Below are 17,614 nucleotides of genomic sequence, written 5' to 3'. Positions count from 1 at the left end.
TCCGGCTGTTGCTTACTTTCCCGCGGTGAACCGCGGGAATGCCGCCGCACCGGCGTAGCGGGCCGCGTCGGCCAGCTCCTCCTCGATACGCAGCAGCTGGTTGTACTTGGCGACGCGGTCCGAACGGGCCGGTGCGCCGGTCTTGATCTGGCCGCAGCCCATCGCGACCGCGAGGTCGGCGATGGTGGTGTCCTCGGTCTCGCCCGAGCGGTGGCTCATCATGGTGCGGAAACCGCTGCGGTGGGCCAGTTCGACGGCGTCGAACGTCTCGGTCAGCGAACCGATCTGGTTCACCTTGACCAGCACCGCGTTGGCCGCGCTCTCCGCGATGCCGCGGGCGATGCGGGTCGGGTTGGTGACGAACAGGTCGTCGCCGACGATCTGCAGCTTGCCGCCGAGCTGGGCGGTCATCGCGCTCCAGCCGGCCCAGTCGTCCTCGGCCAGCGGGTCCTCGATCGACACGATCGGGTACGACTCGGCCAGCTTGGCGTAGTACGCGATCATCTCCTCGCGCGACTTCGCGACACCCTCGAAGGTGTACACGTCGTTGTCGAAGAACTCGGTCGCGGCCACGTCCAGCGCCAGCACGATGTCGCTGCCCAGGGTGTAGCCGGCGGCCTGCACGGCCTCCGCGATCAGGTCCAGCGCCGCGGCGTTGGTCGGCAGGTTCGGCGCGAAGCCGCCCTCGTCGCCCAGGCCGGTGGACAGGCCCTTCTTCTTCAGCACGCTCTTGAGCGCGTGGTACACCTCGGCACCGGAACGCAGTGCCTCGCGGAAGTTCGGCGCGCCGATCGGCGCGATCATGAACTCCTGGATGTCCACGTTGGAGTCCGCGTGCGCGCCGCCGTTCATGATGTTCATCATCGGCACCGGCAGCAGGTGCGCGTTCGGGCCGCCGAGGTAGCGGAACAGGCTCAGCTCCGCGCTCTTCGCGGCCGCCTTCGCGATCGCGAGCGAGACGCCCAGGATCGCGTTGGCGCCCAGCACGGACTTGTCGGGAGTGCCGTCCAGCTCCAGCATCTTCTGGTCGATGAGGCGCTGCTCGCTCGCCTCGTACCCGATGAGCTGGTCGATGATCTGGTCTTCGATGTTGGCGACGGCCTTCTCGACGCCCTTGCCCAGGTAGCGGCTCTTGTCGCCGTCGCGCAGCTCCAGTGCCTCGTAGGCGCCGGTGGAGGCGCCGGAGGGCACCGCGGCGCGGGCGATGGTGCCGTCGTCGAGACCGACCTCGACCTCGACGGTCGGATTACCGCGGGAGTCGAGGATCTCCCGGGCTACGAAGCCTTCAATGGTGGCCACGTGTGCTCCCTCGTTCGTGTGCGCTCACTGGCATGGTCGTCGGCAATGACATCCCCTGGCCGGAGCGGCCGGTGCGTACAAAGGCAGCCTATCGACCCGTCACGGTGCCGGGCTCTTCGGCCGGTGGTCCACCACCCGCGCCCCCTCGGGCAGCTCGAAGACCTCCGCCGGGGGCGACGCCGTGACCCGGGTCAGTGCCTGGTCGACGACCACCCCGCCGACGACGCCCGCGAAACTGGCCAGCACACCCGCGGCCGTGACGCACACGCTGAACCCGCCCGCCTCGGCGTCGGACAGACCGGACACCTCCAGGCAGGTCGCCTGCTGGCCGGCCAGGGTGACGTCGTGCGCCTCCACCTCGGCCTGCGACTGCAGCTGCGCCGCCTGCAGCAGATCGGTGACGATCGGCGCGGTGACCAGGCCGTGCCGGGTCACCTCGCTGTAGCCGGTGTGCGCGGCCGGGCCGGGGCCGGGCAGCGGCCGGATCTGGCAGCGCGCCGGGCGGACCGCGGTGACGCAGGAGGTCTGCCCGTCCGGGTCGATCACCAGCCGCCCACCGGGGTAGGCGTACACCGCGCGCGCCGGCCCGGTCTGCTGCGAGATCTCGCCCCGCGTCCCCCCGGCCAGCAGATACTCCGCGTGGTACGGCCGCTGCGAGGCGCGCTGCAGCTGCGCCGCCATGTCACCGAGCAGCCGGGCGCGGTCGGGCGCGACGCCGTCGTCGGTGATGGCCTGGCAGCCGGTGAGCACGAGCAGCGCGCCGAGCAGCGGGGCGAGCACGGCGTGTCGAAATACGGAGGGTCGCGTGGCACGCGGCGTGCCGGGACGAGCCGTATTTCGCATGGGCGACAGCCTCCCCCATCTCCCCGGTGCCGCGCAAACCCTCACAGGCCGAGCAGTGTGCGCAGGTGGCGGGGTGCGGGCGAGCCGTACGACAGCATGCGGTCGTGCCATTCACGCGGGGTGACCCCGGCCGGTCGCAACCGCGCGATCTCGGCCACCTCGGCCCAGCCCACGAAGTACGTCGACAGCTGCGCCGAGGACAGCAGCGCGCGCCGCCACTTGCCGGCCGCCTCGCCCTCCTCCTGGAAGCCGCGTTCCAGCATGAGCGCCATGCCGTCTGCCTCGCTCAGATCCTCGCAGTGCACCAGCTGGTCGAGGATGGCGTTGATGCTCGACCGCAGCTGCATCTTCAGCTGGGTGGCGCGCACCGGCAGGCCGCCGTACCCGCGCTCGACCATCGCCTGCTCGGCGTAGACGGCCCAGCCCTCGATGAACGTGCCGGAGCGGCCCAGCGCCCGCACCCGGGTGCTGCCCCGGTACCGGCGGGCGTGCGCCAGCTGCAGGAAGTGCCCCGGCATGGCCTCGTGCACGGTGAGGTTGCGGATGGCGTGGTCGTTGTACTCGCGGTAGAACGACTCGACCCGCTGCGCGGGCCAGCCCGCCGGGGTCGGCGCGATGCAGTAGAAGGTGGGCACCACCGCGGTCTCCAGCGCGCCCGGCGGGTCGCAGTAGGCCACCGCCACACCCCGCGAGAACTCCGGCATCTCCTCGATGACCAGCGGATCGTCGATGAGGGTGAGCAGGTCGTGCTCGCGTACGAACGCGGTCGTCTCCTCGACCGCGTGGTAGGCCAGCCCCACGATCGAGGTGTTGTCCGGGTGCTCGGCGGCGATCAGGTCCAGCGCCCGGCGCACCGTCTCGTCGTCGGCCTTGCCGCCGACCAGCTCGACGGCGACCTCGCGCAGCTCGGCGGTGACCCGCTCGACGTTCTCCTGTGCCCGCTTCAGCACCTCCGCGGCGCCCAGCTCGGTGTCCAGGGTGTGCCACAGTTTGGCCTCCCAGAGCCGGCGGCCCAGCCGCGGATCGCGGCCCACGCCCTGCTCGGCCTGGGTGGTGCACCAGGCGGCGAAGTCGTCGAGCGCCAGCACCGCGTTCGCCGCGACCAGCTGCATCTGTTCGGCCAGCCCCGGCTCCTGCAGCAGCAGCCGCGGCAGCTCCTCGCGCACCAGTGCGGCGGTGCCGGCGAACTGCCCGGCCGCGGTCTCCAGGTGGATTCGGGGCGCGTCGCGCAGCACCGTCCGTGCCGTGGCCAGCGCGTCGGGCACCTGGGTGAGCCGGCCCGCGAGCGCGTACAGGCGCTGCTCCACCGGTGCGAACGGGCGTGCCATCAGCGCGTGCAGCAGCGCGCCCGGGTTGTGCCGCAGCGGATTCCACTGGTGCGAGCGCACCTCGGTCAGCTCGAACAGCTGCCGGTCGACCAGCGAGCTGAGGATGGCGTGGTCGACCCGCTCCTCGTCGTCCAGCAGGTCGGCGTCCACCTGGGACAGCGCGGCGGCCGCGTCGCGCAGCATGGCGACGTCGGCGGTGGTGCCGTCGGGCGACAGGTCCGGCAGGCGGTCGTCGAAGCGATGATCGCCGGCCGAGGCGGCCAGCTCGGGTGACGACTCCAGCAGTGCGTCGGCGATGTGCTCCGCCAGCGGGGCGAACTCCAGCGTCATCGGCTCAACGTACCTGCCGCCCCCTCGATCGCTCGACTTGCCAGGCACCTGTGCGTATGTTGACCGGCCTTTCGCCCACTCGCCGGGCGAGTCGAACGATCGCGGCGCGCGGCGCGCAGCGTGTGAGCGCGGCGGGGCCGCTCAGGATTCGTCGGCGACGGAGTCGGCGTAGCGGTGCAGTTCCTCGCGCAGGGCGGCCTCGGCGTCGGCGTCCTCGCCGGCCCCGACGACCAGTGCCAGCAGGCGGCCGCCGAGGGACTCGGACGGCGCGGGCTCGGGCAGGCCGTGCCGGCGGGCGCGGGTGAGCAGCTTGGCCGCGAGCGTCAGCGCGGGCAGGGACCAGGTCACCCCGTCGAGCGGCGCGCGTGTGCCGCCCTTCTCCTCGGTTTTGATGCGCTCCCAGTTGGCGATGATCTCGTCGACGTCCTCGGCCGGAGTGTCCGCGAAGACGTGCGGGTTGCGGCGCACCATCTTCGCCACGAAGTCCCCGGCCACGTCGTCCACGTTCCAGCGTTCGTCCTCGGGCAGCTCCTGGGCCAGCTGGGCGTGGAACAGCACCTGCAGCAGCACGTCGCCCATCTCGTCGCGCACCGCCGCGTGGTCTCCGGCGACGATCGCGTCGTAGGCCTCGTACGCCTCCTCCAGCAGATACTTCGCCAGGGTGCGGTGGGTCTGCTCGCGGCGCCACGGGTCGCTGCTCTGCAGCCGGTCGGTGACCGCCACCGCGTCGAGCAGGCGCGCGCCGGGCGGATCCCAGGACCCGTACATCAGCTCCAGCTCGGCCAGGCCGGGTTCACGGGCCAGCCGCAGGCCGAGCTCACGGGCGAGGAACTCGTCCCCGCCCGGCCCGGCCAGCCACACGGCCACCGGCTGCGCGGCGTCGAGCAGGGTCGTCGCGGTCGCCGCCGGGACGACGGTGACCGCCGCGCCCGCGGCGCGCAGCGCGGTGGTCTGCTCGTTCTCGGCTCCGGCCAGCACGGGATGTGCCCGCACCACGTCCCACGCGGCTGCCGTGAGCAGCCCTGCGGGCATCCGGGGCGAGGTGACGAGAAGAACGATCCGGCGGGTCTCCGTCACTGCTGGGGCTGGGGCGTGGCCGGCGTGTCCGCCGCAGGCTGAGCCGCCTGGACGGCGTCGGCGGGCTGGCCGAGGCCGACGCTGAGCGCAGGGCCCTGGTTGAAGCTCAGCAGGGCGAAGTTCATCGGACGGTAGCGCGGGTTGACCGAGATGTCCCCGGCAGCCGCTGCGTCGGCCAGCAGCTTGCGCTGGGCCAGCGCGTTGCCCAGCTCACCGCTCTGGGCAAGCTGCGGGGCGACCTTGTCGAAGCTGTTCGCCGGGTCGTCGCCGTTGATCGCGCCCACCGCCACGCCGTTGTCGTAGACCTCGCGCAGCTCCTCAGGGGTCGGCTGCACCGCCTTGACCGGCAGGTTCTCGCGGCAGTTCTGCAGGCTCTGCTGCAGGCCGGCCAGCTCGGGCTGACCCGCCTGGGTCTGCACGGGCGGCAGCGTCGCCTTCAGGTCGGCGGCCGCGCGCTTGCAGACCGACTCGAGCACGAGCAGCTGCACGACCTGGAAGCGGTCCGGCACATTCTGCGGGTCGATGTTCGGGACGGCCTTGACCTGGTCGATCAGCTGCGTCACCCGGTCCTCGGTGAACGTGGTGTCCCCCACGTACGCGGCGACGCTCGGATTCGACCGGCAGGCGGTCAGGGCCAGCATGGCGACGGCGATGCCGGCCGCGGCGGTCAGACGGCGCACGGAATCCTCCAGTGACAGGCGCTTACGCCGCCACTCTCTCACGAACGGCGACTCGGGGAGATCTCAGGGTGGATTCAGGTGTTCGGAGGGCGCGTAGACCCCCTCCGACACGGCAGAATTCCGCCCGTGACGACGCAGACGCTTCCTCGTACCACCTCGGGCTGGGTGGGCCTGGCCCGCAGCGGGCCCGACGCAGCTCAGGGCCCCGCGGTGGTCGCCGCCGTCTACCGGCTCTGGCTGGTCGCCTTCGCGCTGAAGATGCTGGGCTCGACCTGGGACATGTCGTGGCACTTCAAGTGGCTGCGCGACGACCTGGCCCCGCCGCACCTGCTGAACACCGCGGGCACGGTCATCGTGGTGGCGCTGGTGCTGTTCCAGGCCTACCACGACGTGGGCGTGGACAGGCTCGCGAAGCGCCTGATGGTGGGCGGCACGGCGACGTTCCTGGTGGCCATCCCGATCGACATCCTGAACCACAAGATCAACGGACTGGACATCACCGCCTGGAGCGCCAGCCACGCCCTGCTGTACATCGGCACCGCGTTCATGCTGCTCGGCGTCGCCCGCGGCTACTGGATCTCCACCCCGCCGAGCCGGACCCGCACCGTGATCAGCGCCTTCATCTGGGGCTTCTTCCTGGAGAACGTCCTGTTCCCCAGCCAGCACCAGGAGTACGGCGTGCTCTCACTGGAGTCGTGGAAGGCCGGCGCACCGACCGCCGAACCGATCCTGCTGAAGTTCGCCGCCGACCAGATCGGCCGCCCCGTCGACGAGCTCGCCGTGACCGGCTTCGCGCTGCCCGTCGACTCCTGGGTCTACCCGGCCTGGATCACCGGCGCGGCACTGCTCACCCTGGTCGCCGCCCGCGCCTTCGTCGGTGCCCGCTTCACCGCCACCGCCATCACCGCCACCTACCTGGCATACCGCGTGGTCGTCTGGGGGCTGCTGGCCGGCACCGGCTTCCCGAAGTCCATCCCGCCGCTGCTGCTGCTGGCCGGCGCGATCGCGATCGACCTGGTCTTCCTCGCCTTCGCCGGGTCCCGCGGGGGGAAGGGCCTGATCCCGAAGCAGGCCGGCCCGGAGCGCGTCACCGCCGCGAAGGCCCCGACCGGACTCGCCCTCGCCCTGGTCGCCGCCGTCTTCGGCGCGGCCGTCGCCACCGCAGCCACCGCCGGCGCGACCTGGGTCCAGGACTTCTTCATCGGCGCTCCACCGATCGATTACCCGGCCTTCGGCTACGGCTTCGCCGTGCTCGCCCTCGGCTGGGCCGCCATCGCCGCCGTCACCCACCGCAAGCGGGCCTGACCCGCCCGAGCCCCGCACGCCGAAGGGGTGGCCGCATCCGCGGCCGCCCGCCCCCATGATCATCCGACTTGCCTGGCACCTGTGCGTATCTTGGACGCGCTTTCGCCCATGTGCCGGGCAAGTCGAGCGATCATGAGGACGGGCGATCGGCCGGAGGCCGCAGGCGGGTCAGGCGAGCCAGTCGTGTTCCATGCGGACGCGGGCTTCGAGTTCGAGGAGTTGGCGTTTGCGGGGCAGGCCGCCGCCGAAGCCGACGAGTTTGCCGCCCGCGCCGACCACCCGGTGGCACGGGACCACCACGGCCACCGGGTTGCGGTTGCAGGCCATCCCGACGGCGCGGGCCGCGTCCGGCTCGCCGACCGCGCGGGCCACCTCGCCGTACGTGTGGGTCTCGCCGTACGGGATGCGGGACAGCTCCGCCCAGACCGCCCGCTCGAAGTCGCTGCCGCGGCGGATCGACACGGGCAGGGTGAACTCCACCAGCTCGCCCGTGAAATAGGCGCGCAGCTGCTCAGCGATGTCGTCGAGCAGCGGGTCGACGTCCTGCACCACGTCGAGCGCGCCGAACTGCACCGTACACAGCCCGATGTCGTCGATCGCACAGCTCAGCGGCCCGATGGGCGTGTCCACGACCGTCCACCGCGGGCCCATCAGCCCAGCACGTCCTTCAGCAGCTGGGCGCACCAGTCGAGCAGCGCCTGGTCGCGCAGCGGCTCGCCGCCGACCCGTCGGGTCATCGGCGTCGGCACACTGACCTGCGAGTTCGCCGTCTTGTAGACCGAGTCGGGGTGGTAGCGCTTGAGCCGCAGCTGCTTGGAGTCGGCCAGCTCCAGCGGGCCGAACCGCACGTGCTTGCCCTGCAGCGATATCTCGGTCAGGCCGTACGCCCGGGCGGTCATCCGCAGTTTGGCGACCGCGACCAGGTTGGCCACCGGTGCGGGCGGCTCGCCGTAGCGGTCGGTCAGCTCCGCCACCACCTCCTGCAGCGCGACCTCATCACGGGCCGAGGCGAGCTTGCGATAGATCTCCAGGCGCAGCCGCTCGGAGTCGATGTAGTCGTGCGGCAGGTGCGCGTCGATCGGCAGGTCGATCTTGACCTCGGGCGCCTCCTCCTGGGCCACGCCGCCGCCCTTGAACTGCGCCACCGCCTCGCCGACCATGCGCACGTACAGGTCGAAGCCGACGCCCTCGATGTGGCCGGACTGCTCGCCGCCGAGCAGGTTGCCCGCGCCGCGGATCTCCAGGTCCTTCATCGCCACGTACATGCCCGCGCCCAGCTCGGTGTGCTGGGCGATGGTGGCCAGCCGCTCGTGCGCGTGCTCGGTGAGCGGCTTCTCCGGTGGGTAGAGGAAGTAGGCGTACGCGCGCTCGCGCCCGCGGCCCACCCGGCCCCGGATCTGGTGCAGCTGGGCCAGGCCGAGCAGATCGGCCCGCTCCAGGATGAGGGTGTTCGCGTTCGGGATGTCGATGCCGGACTCGATGATGGTGGTGGCGACCAGGACGTCGAACTCCTTCTCCCAGAAGCCGACCATCACCTTCTCCAGCGCGTCCTCGCCCATCTGGCCGTGCGCGGCGACGACCCGCGCCTCGGGCACCAGTTCCCGGATGCGGCGCACCGCCTTGTCGATGGTCTCCACCCGGTTGTGCAGGTAGAACACCTGACCGTCGCGCAGCAGCTCACGATGGATGGCCGCGGCGACCTGCTTGTCGTCGTACGCCCCGACGTAGGTGAGCACCGGGTGGCGCTCCTCCGGCGGCGTGGTGATCTGGGACATCTCCCGGATGCCGGTGATCGACATCTCCAGGGTGCGCGGGATCGGCGTCGCGGACATGGTCAGCATGTCCACGTTGGTGCGCATCTCCTTGAGCCGCTCCTTGTGCTCGACGCCGAAGCGCTGCTCCTCGTCGACGATGACCAGGCCGAGCTTGTTGAACCGGGTGCTCTTCTGGATCAGCCGGTGGGTGCCGATGATGATGTCGGCGCGGCCCTCGGCGGCCATGTTGAGCGTCTCCTCGGCCTCCTTCGGCGTGGCGAAACGCGACAGCTGCCGCAGCACCACCGGGAACTGCGCCATCCGGTCGGAGAACGTGTTGAAGTGCTGCTGCGCCAGCAGCGTCGTCGGCACCAGCACGGCGACCTGCTTGCCGTCCTGCACCGCCTTGAACGCCGCCCGCACCGCGATCTCGGTCTTGCCATAGCCGACGTCGCCCGCGATCAGCCGGTCCATCGGGACCGGCTTCTCCATGTCGTACTTGACCTCCTCGATCGCGGACAGCTGGTCGGGCGTCTCCTGGTAGGGGAACGCGTCCTCCAGCTCGCGCTGCCAGGGGGTGTCCGGGCCGAAGGCGTGGCCCGGCGCGGCCTGCCGGGCGGCGTAGAGCTGGATCAGCTGCGCGGCGATCTCGCGGACCGCCTTGCGGGCGCGCGCCTTGGCCTTCTGCCAGTCCGCGCCGCCCATCTTGTGCAGCGTGGGCTGCTCGCCGCCGACGTAGCGGGAGAGCTGGTCGAGGGCGTCGGTCGGCACGAACAGACGGTCGCCGGGCTGGCCGCGCTTGCTGGCGGCGTACTCGATGACCAGGTACTCCCGGTCCGCGCCGTTGACCTTGCGCTGGACCAGCTCGACGTACTTGCCGATGCCGTGCGCCTCGTGCACGACGAAGTCGCCGGCCCGCAACTCCAGCGGGTCGATGGTGTTGCGCCGCCGGGACGGCATCCGCCCCAGCTCGCGGTTGCCCGTGCCGCGCCCGCCGGAGATCTCCGCCCCGGTCAGCACGGCGAGCTTCGCGGCCTCGTCGACCAGGCCCAGCCGCAGCCGGCCGCAGCTCACCACTACCTGCCCCGGCTCGGGCAGCTCGGCGATCTGCTCGGCCAGCACCGCGCCGACACCCGCGTCGCGCAGCACCTCGACCGAACGCTGCGCCGGGCCGTGGCCCTCGAAGATCAGCGCCACCCGCCAGCCGTCGGCCAGCCAGCCCTTCACGTCGGCGATCACCTTCGCGGTGTCCCCGTGGTACACCGGCGGCTGGGTCGCGGACCAGGTCAGCACCGCCCCGGTGTCCGGCGCGACGTGCACGTCGGGGGTGTCCAGCCACGGCTCGTCGACCGGTTTCTCGGTGGCGACCAGCCCGAACGGGGACACCGTCCACCAGTGCATGTTCAACTGCGCGGCGTGCTGTCGTACCTCGGCCAGGGTCTTGAAGGTCGCCGCGCCGAGATCGATGGGGGCCTTGACCCCGGCCACCTCGGCGGCGGCCGCCCAACTGGCCTCGAGGAACTCCTCCGAGGTGCGGAACAGGTCGTGGGCGCGGGTGCGAATGCGCTCGGGGTCGGCCAGCAGCACCAGCGAGTCGCCCGGCACGCAGTCCAGCAGCAGCTGCATCGAGTCCCGGCCCTGGTGCAGCGCCGGGGACAGCGACTCCATGCCCTCGACCGGGATGCCCTCGGCCAGCTTGGTCAGCATCTCTTCCAGGCCGGGGTGCTCGGCGGCGAGCTGGCCGGCCCGCTCCCGCACGTCCGGGGTGAGCAGCAGCTCCCGGCAGGGCGGCGCCCACAGCCGGTCGACCTTGGCGATGGTGCGCTGGTCGGCCACGGCGAAGGTGCGGATCTCCTCCACCTCGTCGCCCCAGAACTCGACCCGCGACGGGTGCTCGTCGGTCGGCGGGAAGATGTCGAGGATGCCGCCGCGCACCGCGAACTCGCCGCGCTTGGTGACGAGATCCACCCGGGCGTACGCGAGATCGTGCAGGGTGTGCGTCAGCTCGTCCAGCGGCGCGACCGTGCCCTGCCGCAGGTCGATCGGTTCCAGGTCGCCGAGGCCCTTGAGCTGGGGTTGCAGCATGCTGCGCACCGGCGCGACGACCACCCGCAGCGGGCGGCCCTCGGGGTGCGCGAGCTGGCGCAGCACGGCCAGCCGCCGGCCGACGGTGTCCGAGCGCGGCGACAGGCGCTCATGCGGCAGCGTCTCCCAGGCCGGGTACACCGCCACGATGGCCGGATCGAGGAACTCGGCGAGCGCCTCGGCCAGGTCCTCGGCCTCCCGGCTGGTCGCGGTCACCACGAGCACCGGCCGCTGCCGGGCCGCGCTCGCCACCAGGAACGGGCGGGCCGACGTGGGGGCGGTCAGGTCGAGCTGGGGTTCGGTGCGGGCCAGTTCGGTGGCCCGGGCCAGCGCGGGATCGGCCGAAGCCGCTTGGAGGAGTCCGGTGAGGTTCACGGGTAAGCGCCTTCCCGCCCGGTGCGCACGGGCCATGGCAAACCACGGCGAAAGCCCCGCAACCAGGCAGGTACGGGGTTTCGTCGTCGAGCCTACTCCTGACCCCCGACCCGTTTACGCCCCTGACGCGGTCGCGGCCGGCCGGGCGGGTCGTGCCGGACTCGGCAGCTGGCACCGGGCCGGATCACCAGACGCGAACCGCGCCCGTCCTGGTGCGGACGGGCGCGGTTCGCGGGCGGAACGCGGAGCCTGCCGTCAGGCGCAGTACTTGTCCAGCTTCTCGCCGGCGGCGGTCACGGCGGCGCCGTCCATGACCTTGTCGGCGTCGTCCACGACCTTGATTTTGTTCACCTCGGCCTTGAGCGCGCCGGCGAAGCCCTTGATGTCGGCCTCGAGCTGCGGGTCCTCGGCCTTCGCCGCCTCCGCCTCGATGTCCGTCGCCCAGTCGGTGAAGACGCCCTTCATGACGGCGATCGAGGCCTTCTCGATCTCGGCCTCGGTCTTCTTGCCCTTGATCGCCTTGGCCAGCGCGTCGGTGGTGTCCTTCTCCAGCGTCCGGCCGGAGAGCACGTCCTCCAGCGCGGTGCAGACGGTCTTGGTGTTGGCCGAGTAGTCGGGGGCCGCGGCCTCCGGGGCTGCCTCGGTGCCACAGGCGGCGGTGGCGAGCAGCGCACCGCTCAGGAATACGGCCGCGAGCGCACGACGCATGGGGGTTCCTCTTTCCTTGGGGAGATACCGCCCGGCAAACCCGTCTGCGCAGGTGGCGACCGTTCGGGGCGGCTGACGACGACGATCGTGCGGGATCGCGCTGCCGGACGACCGCGCACCCGCTGCCGAACCCTGCCGGATCTCTGCCGCACACGCCGCCGGCTGCACAAACGCCTCACACGATCGAGGCCGCACCCGGCAGCGCCGTCCTACCGCCAAGCTTCCCGCCGGCGGCGACAAACAGCATTGCCCCGCACCTTCGATGCCCCTAAGGTTCCTTCGATGACAAACGATCTTGCATATCGACCCGTCGCGCTGGTCACCGGCGTGGGGCGCAGTGTCAACATCGGTGCGGCGGTGGCCCGGCGGCTGGTGGCCGACGGGTATCGCGTCATGATCACCGGTTATCCGTCGTACGACAGCGAGCAGGGACTGTCGGGCGGCGACCCGGCCGACCTCGCCGCCGGACTCGGACCCGACGTGCACTGGCAGCCGTTCGACCTGACCGCGCCCGGCGGGCCGGAGGCGCTGGTCGCAGCCGCGGTGGAGCGGTTCGGCGCGATCGACACGCTGGTCTCCTGCCATACCTACTCGACGTCGACGCCGCTGGGCGAGCTGGCCGCGGCCGAGATCGACCGGCACCTGACCGTCAACGTGCGAGCCAACATGCTGCTGGTGCAGGCGTACGCCGCGGCGCACGACGACGCCCGACCGGGCCGGATCGTGCTGTTCACCTCCGGCCAGCGGCTCGGCCCGATGACCGGCGAGCTGGCGTACGCCGCGAGCAAGGCCGCGATCGAGTACCTGACCCGCGACTTCTCCGTGCTGCTGGCAGGGCGCGGCATCACCGTGAACGCGGTCAACCCCGGCCCCAACGACACCGGCTGGGCCGACCCGGAGACCCACGCCTGGGTGCGCGACCGCTTCCCCACGAAGCGCTGGGGCACCCCGGCCGACACCGCCAAACTCGTCGGCTGGCTCTGCTCCCCCGAAGCCGAGTGGATCACCGGCCAGATCGTCGACTCCGCCGGCGGCTGGGGCACCCACGTCGCCTGACCCTCCGCGAGCGCCCATGATCGCTCGACTTGCCCGGCACATGGGCGAATGCGCGTTGAAGATACGCACAAGTGCCAGGCAAATCGGGCGATCATGGAGTGGGACGGCGAGTGGGGCGGAGATGATCGCGAATAATGGGATGGCCCGCGTCACACCGCCGCATAGGCCACCAGGGCAGTAGCATCCACCGCAGGACAGCGCCGTCCTTCGTACCCACGGAAGGAACAGCGCGGTGAGCGAGCTGACCTATCACCCCGACGTCGACGGCGCCTCGGGCGACCCGGACGGCGCCGACGCCGCGCTGCGGGCGGACATCCGCCGCCTCGGCGGCCTGCTCGGCCAGACCCTGGCCCGCCAGGAGGGCCGCGGCCTGCTCGACCTGGTCGAGGAGGTACGGGCGCTGGTACGCAGCGACGCCGACACCGCCGCCGTGAAGCTCGGCGGCCTCGACGTGTCCACGGCGACCCTGCTGGCCCGGGCCTTCTCCACCTACTTCCATCTGGCCAACATCACCGAGCAGGTGCACCGGGCGCGCGAGCTGCGCCGGCGCCGCGCCGTGCACGGCGGCTGGCTGGACTCGACCGCCAAGCTGATCGCCGAGCGCAACGTGCCGGCCAGCGAGATCGCGGCGGCCGCCCGGCGGCTGGCGATCCGGCCGGTGTTCACCGCGCACCCGACCGAGGCGGCCCGCCGCTCGATCCTGACCAAGCTGCGCGGCGTCGCCGACCAGCTCGACGGCGAGTTCGCCGCGTCCGCCCTGTACGGCGAGACCGCGCTCAACGACCGCCGCCTGTCGGAGCTGCTGGACCTGCTGTGGCAGACCGACGAGCTGCGGCTGGACCGGCCCGATCCGACCGACGAGGCCCGCAACGCCGTCTACTACCTGCGCGACCTCTACGACGACGCGGCCCCGCAGGTGCTCGACGACCTCGCCGAGACGCTCAAGCGCCTCGGGGTGGACACCGCGCCGACCACCCGCCCGCTGACGTTCGGCACCTGGATCGGCGGCGACCGCGACGGCAACCCGTACGTCACCCCGACGGTCACCCGCGACGTGCTGCTGCTGCAGCACGAGCACGGCATCCGGGCGGTGGAGAACGCGCTGGAGCACCTGATCAACGAGGTCTCGGTGTCGCGCCGGCTGCGCGGGGTGTCCCTGGACCTGTCCGCCAGCCTGGCCAAGGACCTGGACGCGCTGGGCGAGGTCAACGAGCGCTTCCGCCGCGTCAACGCGGAGGAGCCGTACCGGCTCAAGGCCCGCTGCATCCGGGCGAAGCTCGCCAACACCCGGGCCCGGCTGGCGCACGGCACCGAGCACGTGCCCGGCCGCGACTACCGCGGCACCCGCGACCTGGTCGCCGACCTGGAGCTGATGCGGGCCTCGCTGGCCCGCAACGCCGGGCAGCTCACCGCGGTGGGCCGGCTCGCCTCGGTGATCCGCACGGTCAGCGCGTTCGGCCTGCACCTGGCGACGATGGACGTGCGCGAGCACGCCGACGCGCACCACGCGGTGCTGGCGCAGCTCTTCACGCAGGTCGGCGAGGTCACCAACTACGCCTCGCTGAGCCGGGCGGAGCGCATCGCGCTGCTGGCCAAGGAGCTCACCGGGCGGCGGCCGCTGTCGAGCGCGGACAGCCCGCTGACCGACTCGGCCCGCAAGACCTACGACGTGTTCGGCACCATCCGCACCGCGCAGGAGCGCTTCGGCGAGGACGTCGTCGAGTCGTACATCGTCTCGATGACCCGCGGGGTGGACGACGTGCTGGCCGCGGCGGTGCTGGCACGCGAGGCGGGCCTGGTCGACCCCCATGCGCCCCGGGCCTCGATCGGCTTCGTGCCGCTGCTGGAGACGGTGGCCGAGCTGCGGGCCGGTGGCCAGATCCTCGACGAGCTGCTCAGCCTGGCCCCGTACCGGGCGCTGGTGCGGGCGCGCGGCGACGTGCAGGAGGTGATGCTGGGCTACTCCGACTCCAACAAGGAGGCCGGCATCACCACCAGCCAGTGGGCCATCCACAAGGCGCAGCGCTCGCTGCGCGACGTCGCCGCCAAGCACGGCGTACGGCTGCGGCTGTTCCACGGCCGGGGCGGCACGGTCGGCCGCGGCGGCGGCCCCACCCACGAGGCGATCCTGGCCCAGCCGTACGGCACGCTCGACGGCGCGATCAAGGTCACCGAGCAGGGTGAGGTCATCAGCGACAAGTACACGCTGCCCGCGCTGGCCCGGGAGAACCTGGAACTGACCGTGGCCGCGGTGCTGCAGGCGACGCTGCTGCACACCACGCCCCGCCAGCCCGACGAGGCGCTGGCCAAGTGGGACAGCTCGATGACCGTGGTCTCCGACGCCGCCTTCGTGAAGTATCGCGAGCTGGTGGAGAACCCTCAGCTGCCGGAGTACTTCTGGGCGGCGACGCCGACGGAGCTGCTGGGCGCGCTGAACATCGGTTCCCGCCCGGCCAAGCGGCCCGACTCCGGCGCGGGCCTGGGCGGCCTGCGCGCCATCCCGTGGGTGTTCGGCTGGACCCAGTCCCGCCAGATCGTGCCGGGCTGGTTCGGCGTCGGCACCGGCCTGCGCGCCGCCCGCGAGGCGGGCCTGGGCGACGACCTGCGGGAGATGTTCGAACGCTGGCACTTCTTCGGGACGTTCCTGTCCAACGTGGAGATGATGCTGGCCAAGACCGACCTCACCATCGCTCGGGGCTACGTGCAGGCGCTGGTGCCGGACCCGCTGCTGCCCATCTTCGACAGCATCGCCGACGAGTACGAGCGCAGCGTGGCCGAGGTCCTCGCGATCACGGGCGAGTCCGCGCTGCTGGAGTCGCAGCCGGTGCTGAACCGTACGCTCGGGGTGCGCGACTCCTACCTGGAGCCGCTGCACCACCTGCAGGTCGCGCTGCTGCGCCAGTATCGCGACGCCGGGCTGGCCGGCCGGGCGGGGGTCACCGCGCCGGGCAGCCGCCGCGCCCCCACCACCGATCCGACGCTGGAGCGGGCACTGCTCACCACCGTCAACGGCATCGCCGCCGGGATGCGAAACACAGGCTGAATGGACCGAATGTTTCGGCGAAGTTGCACCTACCGGACATATCGGCAGGTGTTACTTCGCCGAAACCGCGGCACGATCTCATCATGGGCGTGATGCACTCGACCGCGGTGCGCGCTGCTGCCACACTTGTCACCTGTCGGTCATGGGCGACAGCGGAGCGTCGCGATTGCGGTGCCGGCGCTGGGGAGGCAGGAGCAGACGTGAGCGAGCGGAGCGAACGGGTGATCGGCGACGAGGCGCTGCGTGGTGCCCCCACGTGGACCCCCAACCCGACCGAGCTGTCCGACCTCGAGTTGCTGCTGGCCGGGGCATATGCGCCGCTCGGTGGTTTCCTGGGCCGGGACGACCTGCGGTCGGTGGCCGCCACCTCCCGGCTCGTCGACGGTCGCCCCTGGCCGCTGCAGGTGAAGCTGGAGGTGCCGGCCGGGATGCTGGACGGCATCGACGTCGCCGACGCCCCGCCGCTGGTGCTGACCGACGCCGAGGGCGCGCCCATCGCGCGGCTCGACGTCGCCGAGGTGTGGCCGACCCGCGAGGGCTGGTGCGGCGTCGCCGGGCCGGTCACCGCGTACGGCGACGGCGGGCGGGCCCCGTTCGACCGGCTGCGGCTGCCCACCGACCACGTCCGGGCACTGCTCACCGCGCAGCGCGTGCTCGGCTACTTCGCCGACCGGCCGCTGCACCGCCCGCAGCTCGCCCAGCTCAACCATGCCGCCCGCCAGCTCAACGCGGAGCTCGTGGTGCTGGTGCCGGTCGGCCACCCCGGCCCTGACGGGCTCACCTCCGAGTCGCTGGTGCGCTGCGTGCTGGCCGCGCGCGACCGGATGAACGAGCCCGTGATCGTGGCCATCCCGCTGACCGGCCGCGGCAACGAGGTCACCGACGCCCTGATCCGGGCCCGGGTCGCCGCCGCGTACGGCGTCACCCACCTGCTCGGCACGGCCACCACCATGTCCGGCGGCGGGCCGCGCGTGCTGGTCCCGCGCGAGCTCGTCTACGACAGCCGCGACGGCCAGTGGCGCGACCGCGACGAGGTCCCCGAGCGGTTCGAGCGCATCGCGCTCACCGACGAGGAGATCTCCGGGCTGCTCGACGACGGCCTGCCGCTGCCCGAGTGGCACACCCCGCCCGCCGTGGCCCGCGAGCTGTCCAAGGCCCGCCCGCCCCGCCGCCAGCGCGGCGTGGTGCTGTTCTTCACCGGTCTCAGCGGATCCGGCAAGTCCACGGTGGCCCGCGGCGTGGCCGACGCGCTGCTGGAGACCGGCGAGCGCAGCCTGACCGTGCTCGACGGCGACGTCGTACGCCGCGAGCTGAGCGCCGGGCTCGGCTTCAGCAAGGCCGACCGCGACCTCAACATCCGCCGCATCGGCTGGGTCGCCGCGGAGACGGCCCGCCACGGGGGCATGGCCATCTGCTGCCCGATCGCGCCGTATGCCAGCGCCCGCGCCAACGCCCGCGCCATGGCCACCGCTGCGGGGGCCGACTTCGTGCTGGTGCACGTGGCGACCCCGATCGAGGTCTGCGAGCAGCGCGACCGCAAGGGCCTCTACGCCCGCGCCCGGGCCGGTCAGATCACCGGGATGACCGGCATCGACGACCCGTACGAGGTGCCGAAAGACGCCGAGCTGGTGCTCGACACGTCGGAGGGCACCATCGACGACGCCGTCGACAGCGTCCTGGTCTACCTGGGCGAAGAAGGCTGGATCAACCCTCGCAGCTGAACAGCGTGAC

The 17,614-nt window shown here is 72.0% G+C and carries 12 protein-coding genes; 4 read left to right on the top strand and 8 right to left on the bottom strand.

The window, feature by feature from the left end; translation table 11 throughout:
- Positions 1 to 12: 12 nt before the first annotated feature.
- The 5 genes from eno to FLL47_RS19080 all read right to left on the bottom strand — a co-directional run bounded on the left by eno (position 13) and on the right by FLL47_RS19080 (position 5,557).
- Complete coding sequence (gene eno, locus FLL47_RS19100; protein ID WP_144121874.1) at positions 13 to 1,299, bottom strand: phosphopyruvate hydratase; 1,287 nt, start codon at positions 1,297 to 1,299, stop codon at positions 13 to 15.
- A 99-nt stretch (positions 1,300 to 1,398) separates the two neighbouring features.
- The gene (locus FLL47_RS19095) at positions 1,399 to 2,079 is read right to left on the bottom strand and encodes a hypothetical protein (RefSeq protein WP_144121873.1); all 681 of its coding nucleotides are present in this window, start codon (positions 2,077 to 2,079) and stop codon (positions 1,399 to 1,401) included.
- A 104-nt stretch (positions 2,080 to 2,183) separates the two neighbouring features.
- A complete protein-coding gene (locus tag FLL47_RS19090) occupies positions 2,184 to 3,800 on the bottom strand; it encodes a DUF885 domain-containing protein (protein ID WP_144121872.1) in 1,617 nt (538 codons plus the stop codon).
- A 141-nt stretch (positions 3,801 to 3,941) separates the two neighbouring features.
- Positions 3,942 to 4,832 carry a nucleoside triphosphate pyrophosphohydrolase gene (locus tag FLL47_RS19085; protein WP_144122058.1) on the bottom strand — a complete coding sequence of 297 codons (891 nt, stop codon included), beginning with the start codon at positions 4,830 to 4,832 and terminating at the stop codon, positions 3,942 to 3,944.
- Positions 4,833 to 4,873: 41 nt separating this feature from the next.
- The gene (locus FLL47_RS19080; RefSeq protein ID WP_144121871.1) at positions 4,874 to 5,557 is read right to left on the bottom strand and encodes a hypothetical protein; all 684 of its coding nucleotides are present in this window, start codon (positions 5,555 to 5,557) and stop codon (positions 4,874 to 4,876) included.
- A 126-nt stretch (positions 5,558 to 5,683) separates the two neighbouring features.
- On the opposite strand from FLL47_RS19080, the gene FLL47_RS44770 reads away from it, so the two are divergent.
- A complete protein-coding gene (locus FLL47_RS44770) occupies positions 5,684 to 6,862 on the top strand; it encodes a hypothetical protein (RefSeq protein WP_144121870.1) in 1,179 nt (392 codons plus the stop codon).
- 168 nt (positions 6,863 to 7,030) lie between these two features.
- On the opposite strand, the gene FLL47_RS19070 is transcribed toward FLL47_RS44770, so the two are convergent.
- The 3 genes from FLL47_RS19070 to FLL47_RS19060 form a co-directional block, all read right to left on the bottom strand.
- Positions 7,031 to 7,492, bottom strand: coding sequence for a methylated-DNA--[protein]-cysteine S-methyltransferase (locus tag FLL47_RS19070; RefSeq protein ID WP_425457724.1), 462 nt, complete (start codon positions 7,490 to 7,492; stop codon positions 7,031 to 7,033).
- Positions 7,493 to 7,512: 20 nt separating this feature from the next.
- Positions 7,513 to 11,112, bottom strand: a complete 3,600-nt coding sequence (gene mfd / locus FLL47_RS19065) for a transcription-repair coupling factor (protein ID WP_144121868.1) — start codon at positions 11,110 to 11,112, stop codon at positions 7,513 to 7,515.
- Between the two features lie 219 nt (positions 11,113 to 11,331).
- A complete protein-coding gene (locus tag FLL47_RS19060) occupies positions 11,332 to 11,784 on the bottom strand; it encodes a hypothetical protein (protein ID WP_144121867.1) in 453 nt (150 codons plus the stop codon).
- A gap of 282 nt (positions 11,785 to 12,066) precedes the next feature.
- Here FLL47_RS19060 and FLL47_RS19055 point away from each other — a divergent pair, with 282 nt between their 5' ends.
- From FLL47_RS19055 to cysC, 3 genes are all read left to right on the top strand, one after another.
- The gene (locus FLL47_RS19055; RefSeq protein WP_144121866.1) at positions 12,067 to 12,840 is read left to right on the top strand and encodes an SDR family oxidoreductase; all 774 of its coding nucleotides are present in this window, start codon (positions 12,067 to 12,069) and stop codon (positions 12,838 to 12,840) included.
- Positions 12,841 to 13,072: 232 nt separating this feature from the next.
- Positions 13,073 to 15,883, top strand: a complete 2,811-nt coding sequence (ppc, locus tag FLL47_RS19050) for a phosphoenolpyruvate carboxylase (RefSeq protein WP_425457723.1) — start codon at positions 13,073 to 13,075, stop codon at positions 15,881 to 15,883.
- Between the two features lie 200 nt (positions 15,884 to 16,083).
- Entirely contained in the window at positions 16,084 to 17,604 is a 1,521-nt protein-coding gene (cysC, locus tag FLL47_RS19045) for an adenylyl-sulfate kinase (protein WP_246158209.1), read from the top strand.
- Positions 17,605 to 17,614: the final 10 nt, after the last annotated feature.

Origin of the sequence: Catellatospora sichuanensis (assembly GCF_007483665.1) — a bacterium.
Lineage (GTDB): Bacteria > Actinomycetota > Actinomycetes > Mycobacteriales > Micromonosporaceae > Catellatospora > Catellatospora sichuanensis.
The sequence above is the reverse complement of the archived record's forward strand: the minus strand, read 5'-3'. Positions and strand labels throughout refer to the sequence as shown.

Coding starts and splice junctions, on each gene's coding strand:
- FLL47_RS19090 (WP_144121872.1), bottom strand. CDS start 3,800: ATGACGCTGGAGTTCGCCCCGCTGGCGGAGCACATCGCCGACGCACTG.
- FLL47_RS19085 (WP_144122058.1), bottom strand. CDS start 4,832: ATGCCCGCAGGGCTGCTCACGGCAGCCGCGTGGGACGTGGTGCGGGCA.
- mfd (WP_144121868.1), bottom strand. CDS start 11,112: ATGGCCCGTGCGCACCGGGCGGGAAGGCGCTTACCCGTGAACCTCACC.
- FLL47_RS19060 (WP_144121867.1), bottom strand. CDS start 11,784: ATGCGTCGTGCGCTCGCGGCCGTATTCCTGAGCGGTGCGCTGCTCGCC.
- FLL47_RS19055 (WP_144121866.1), top strand. CDS start 12,067: ATGACAAACGATCTTGCATATCGACCCGTCGCGCTGGTCACCGGCGTG.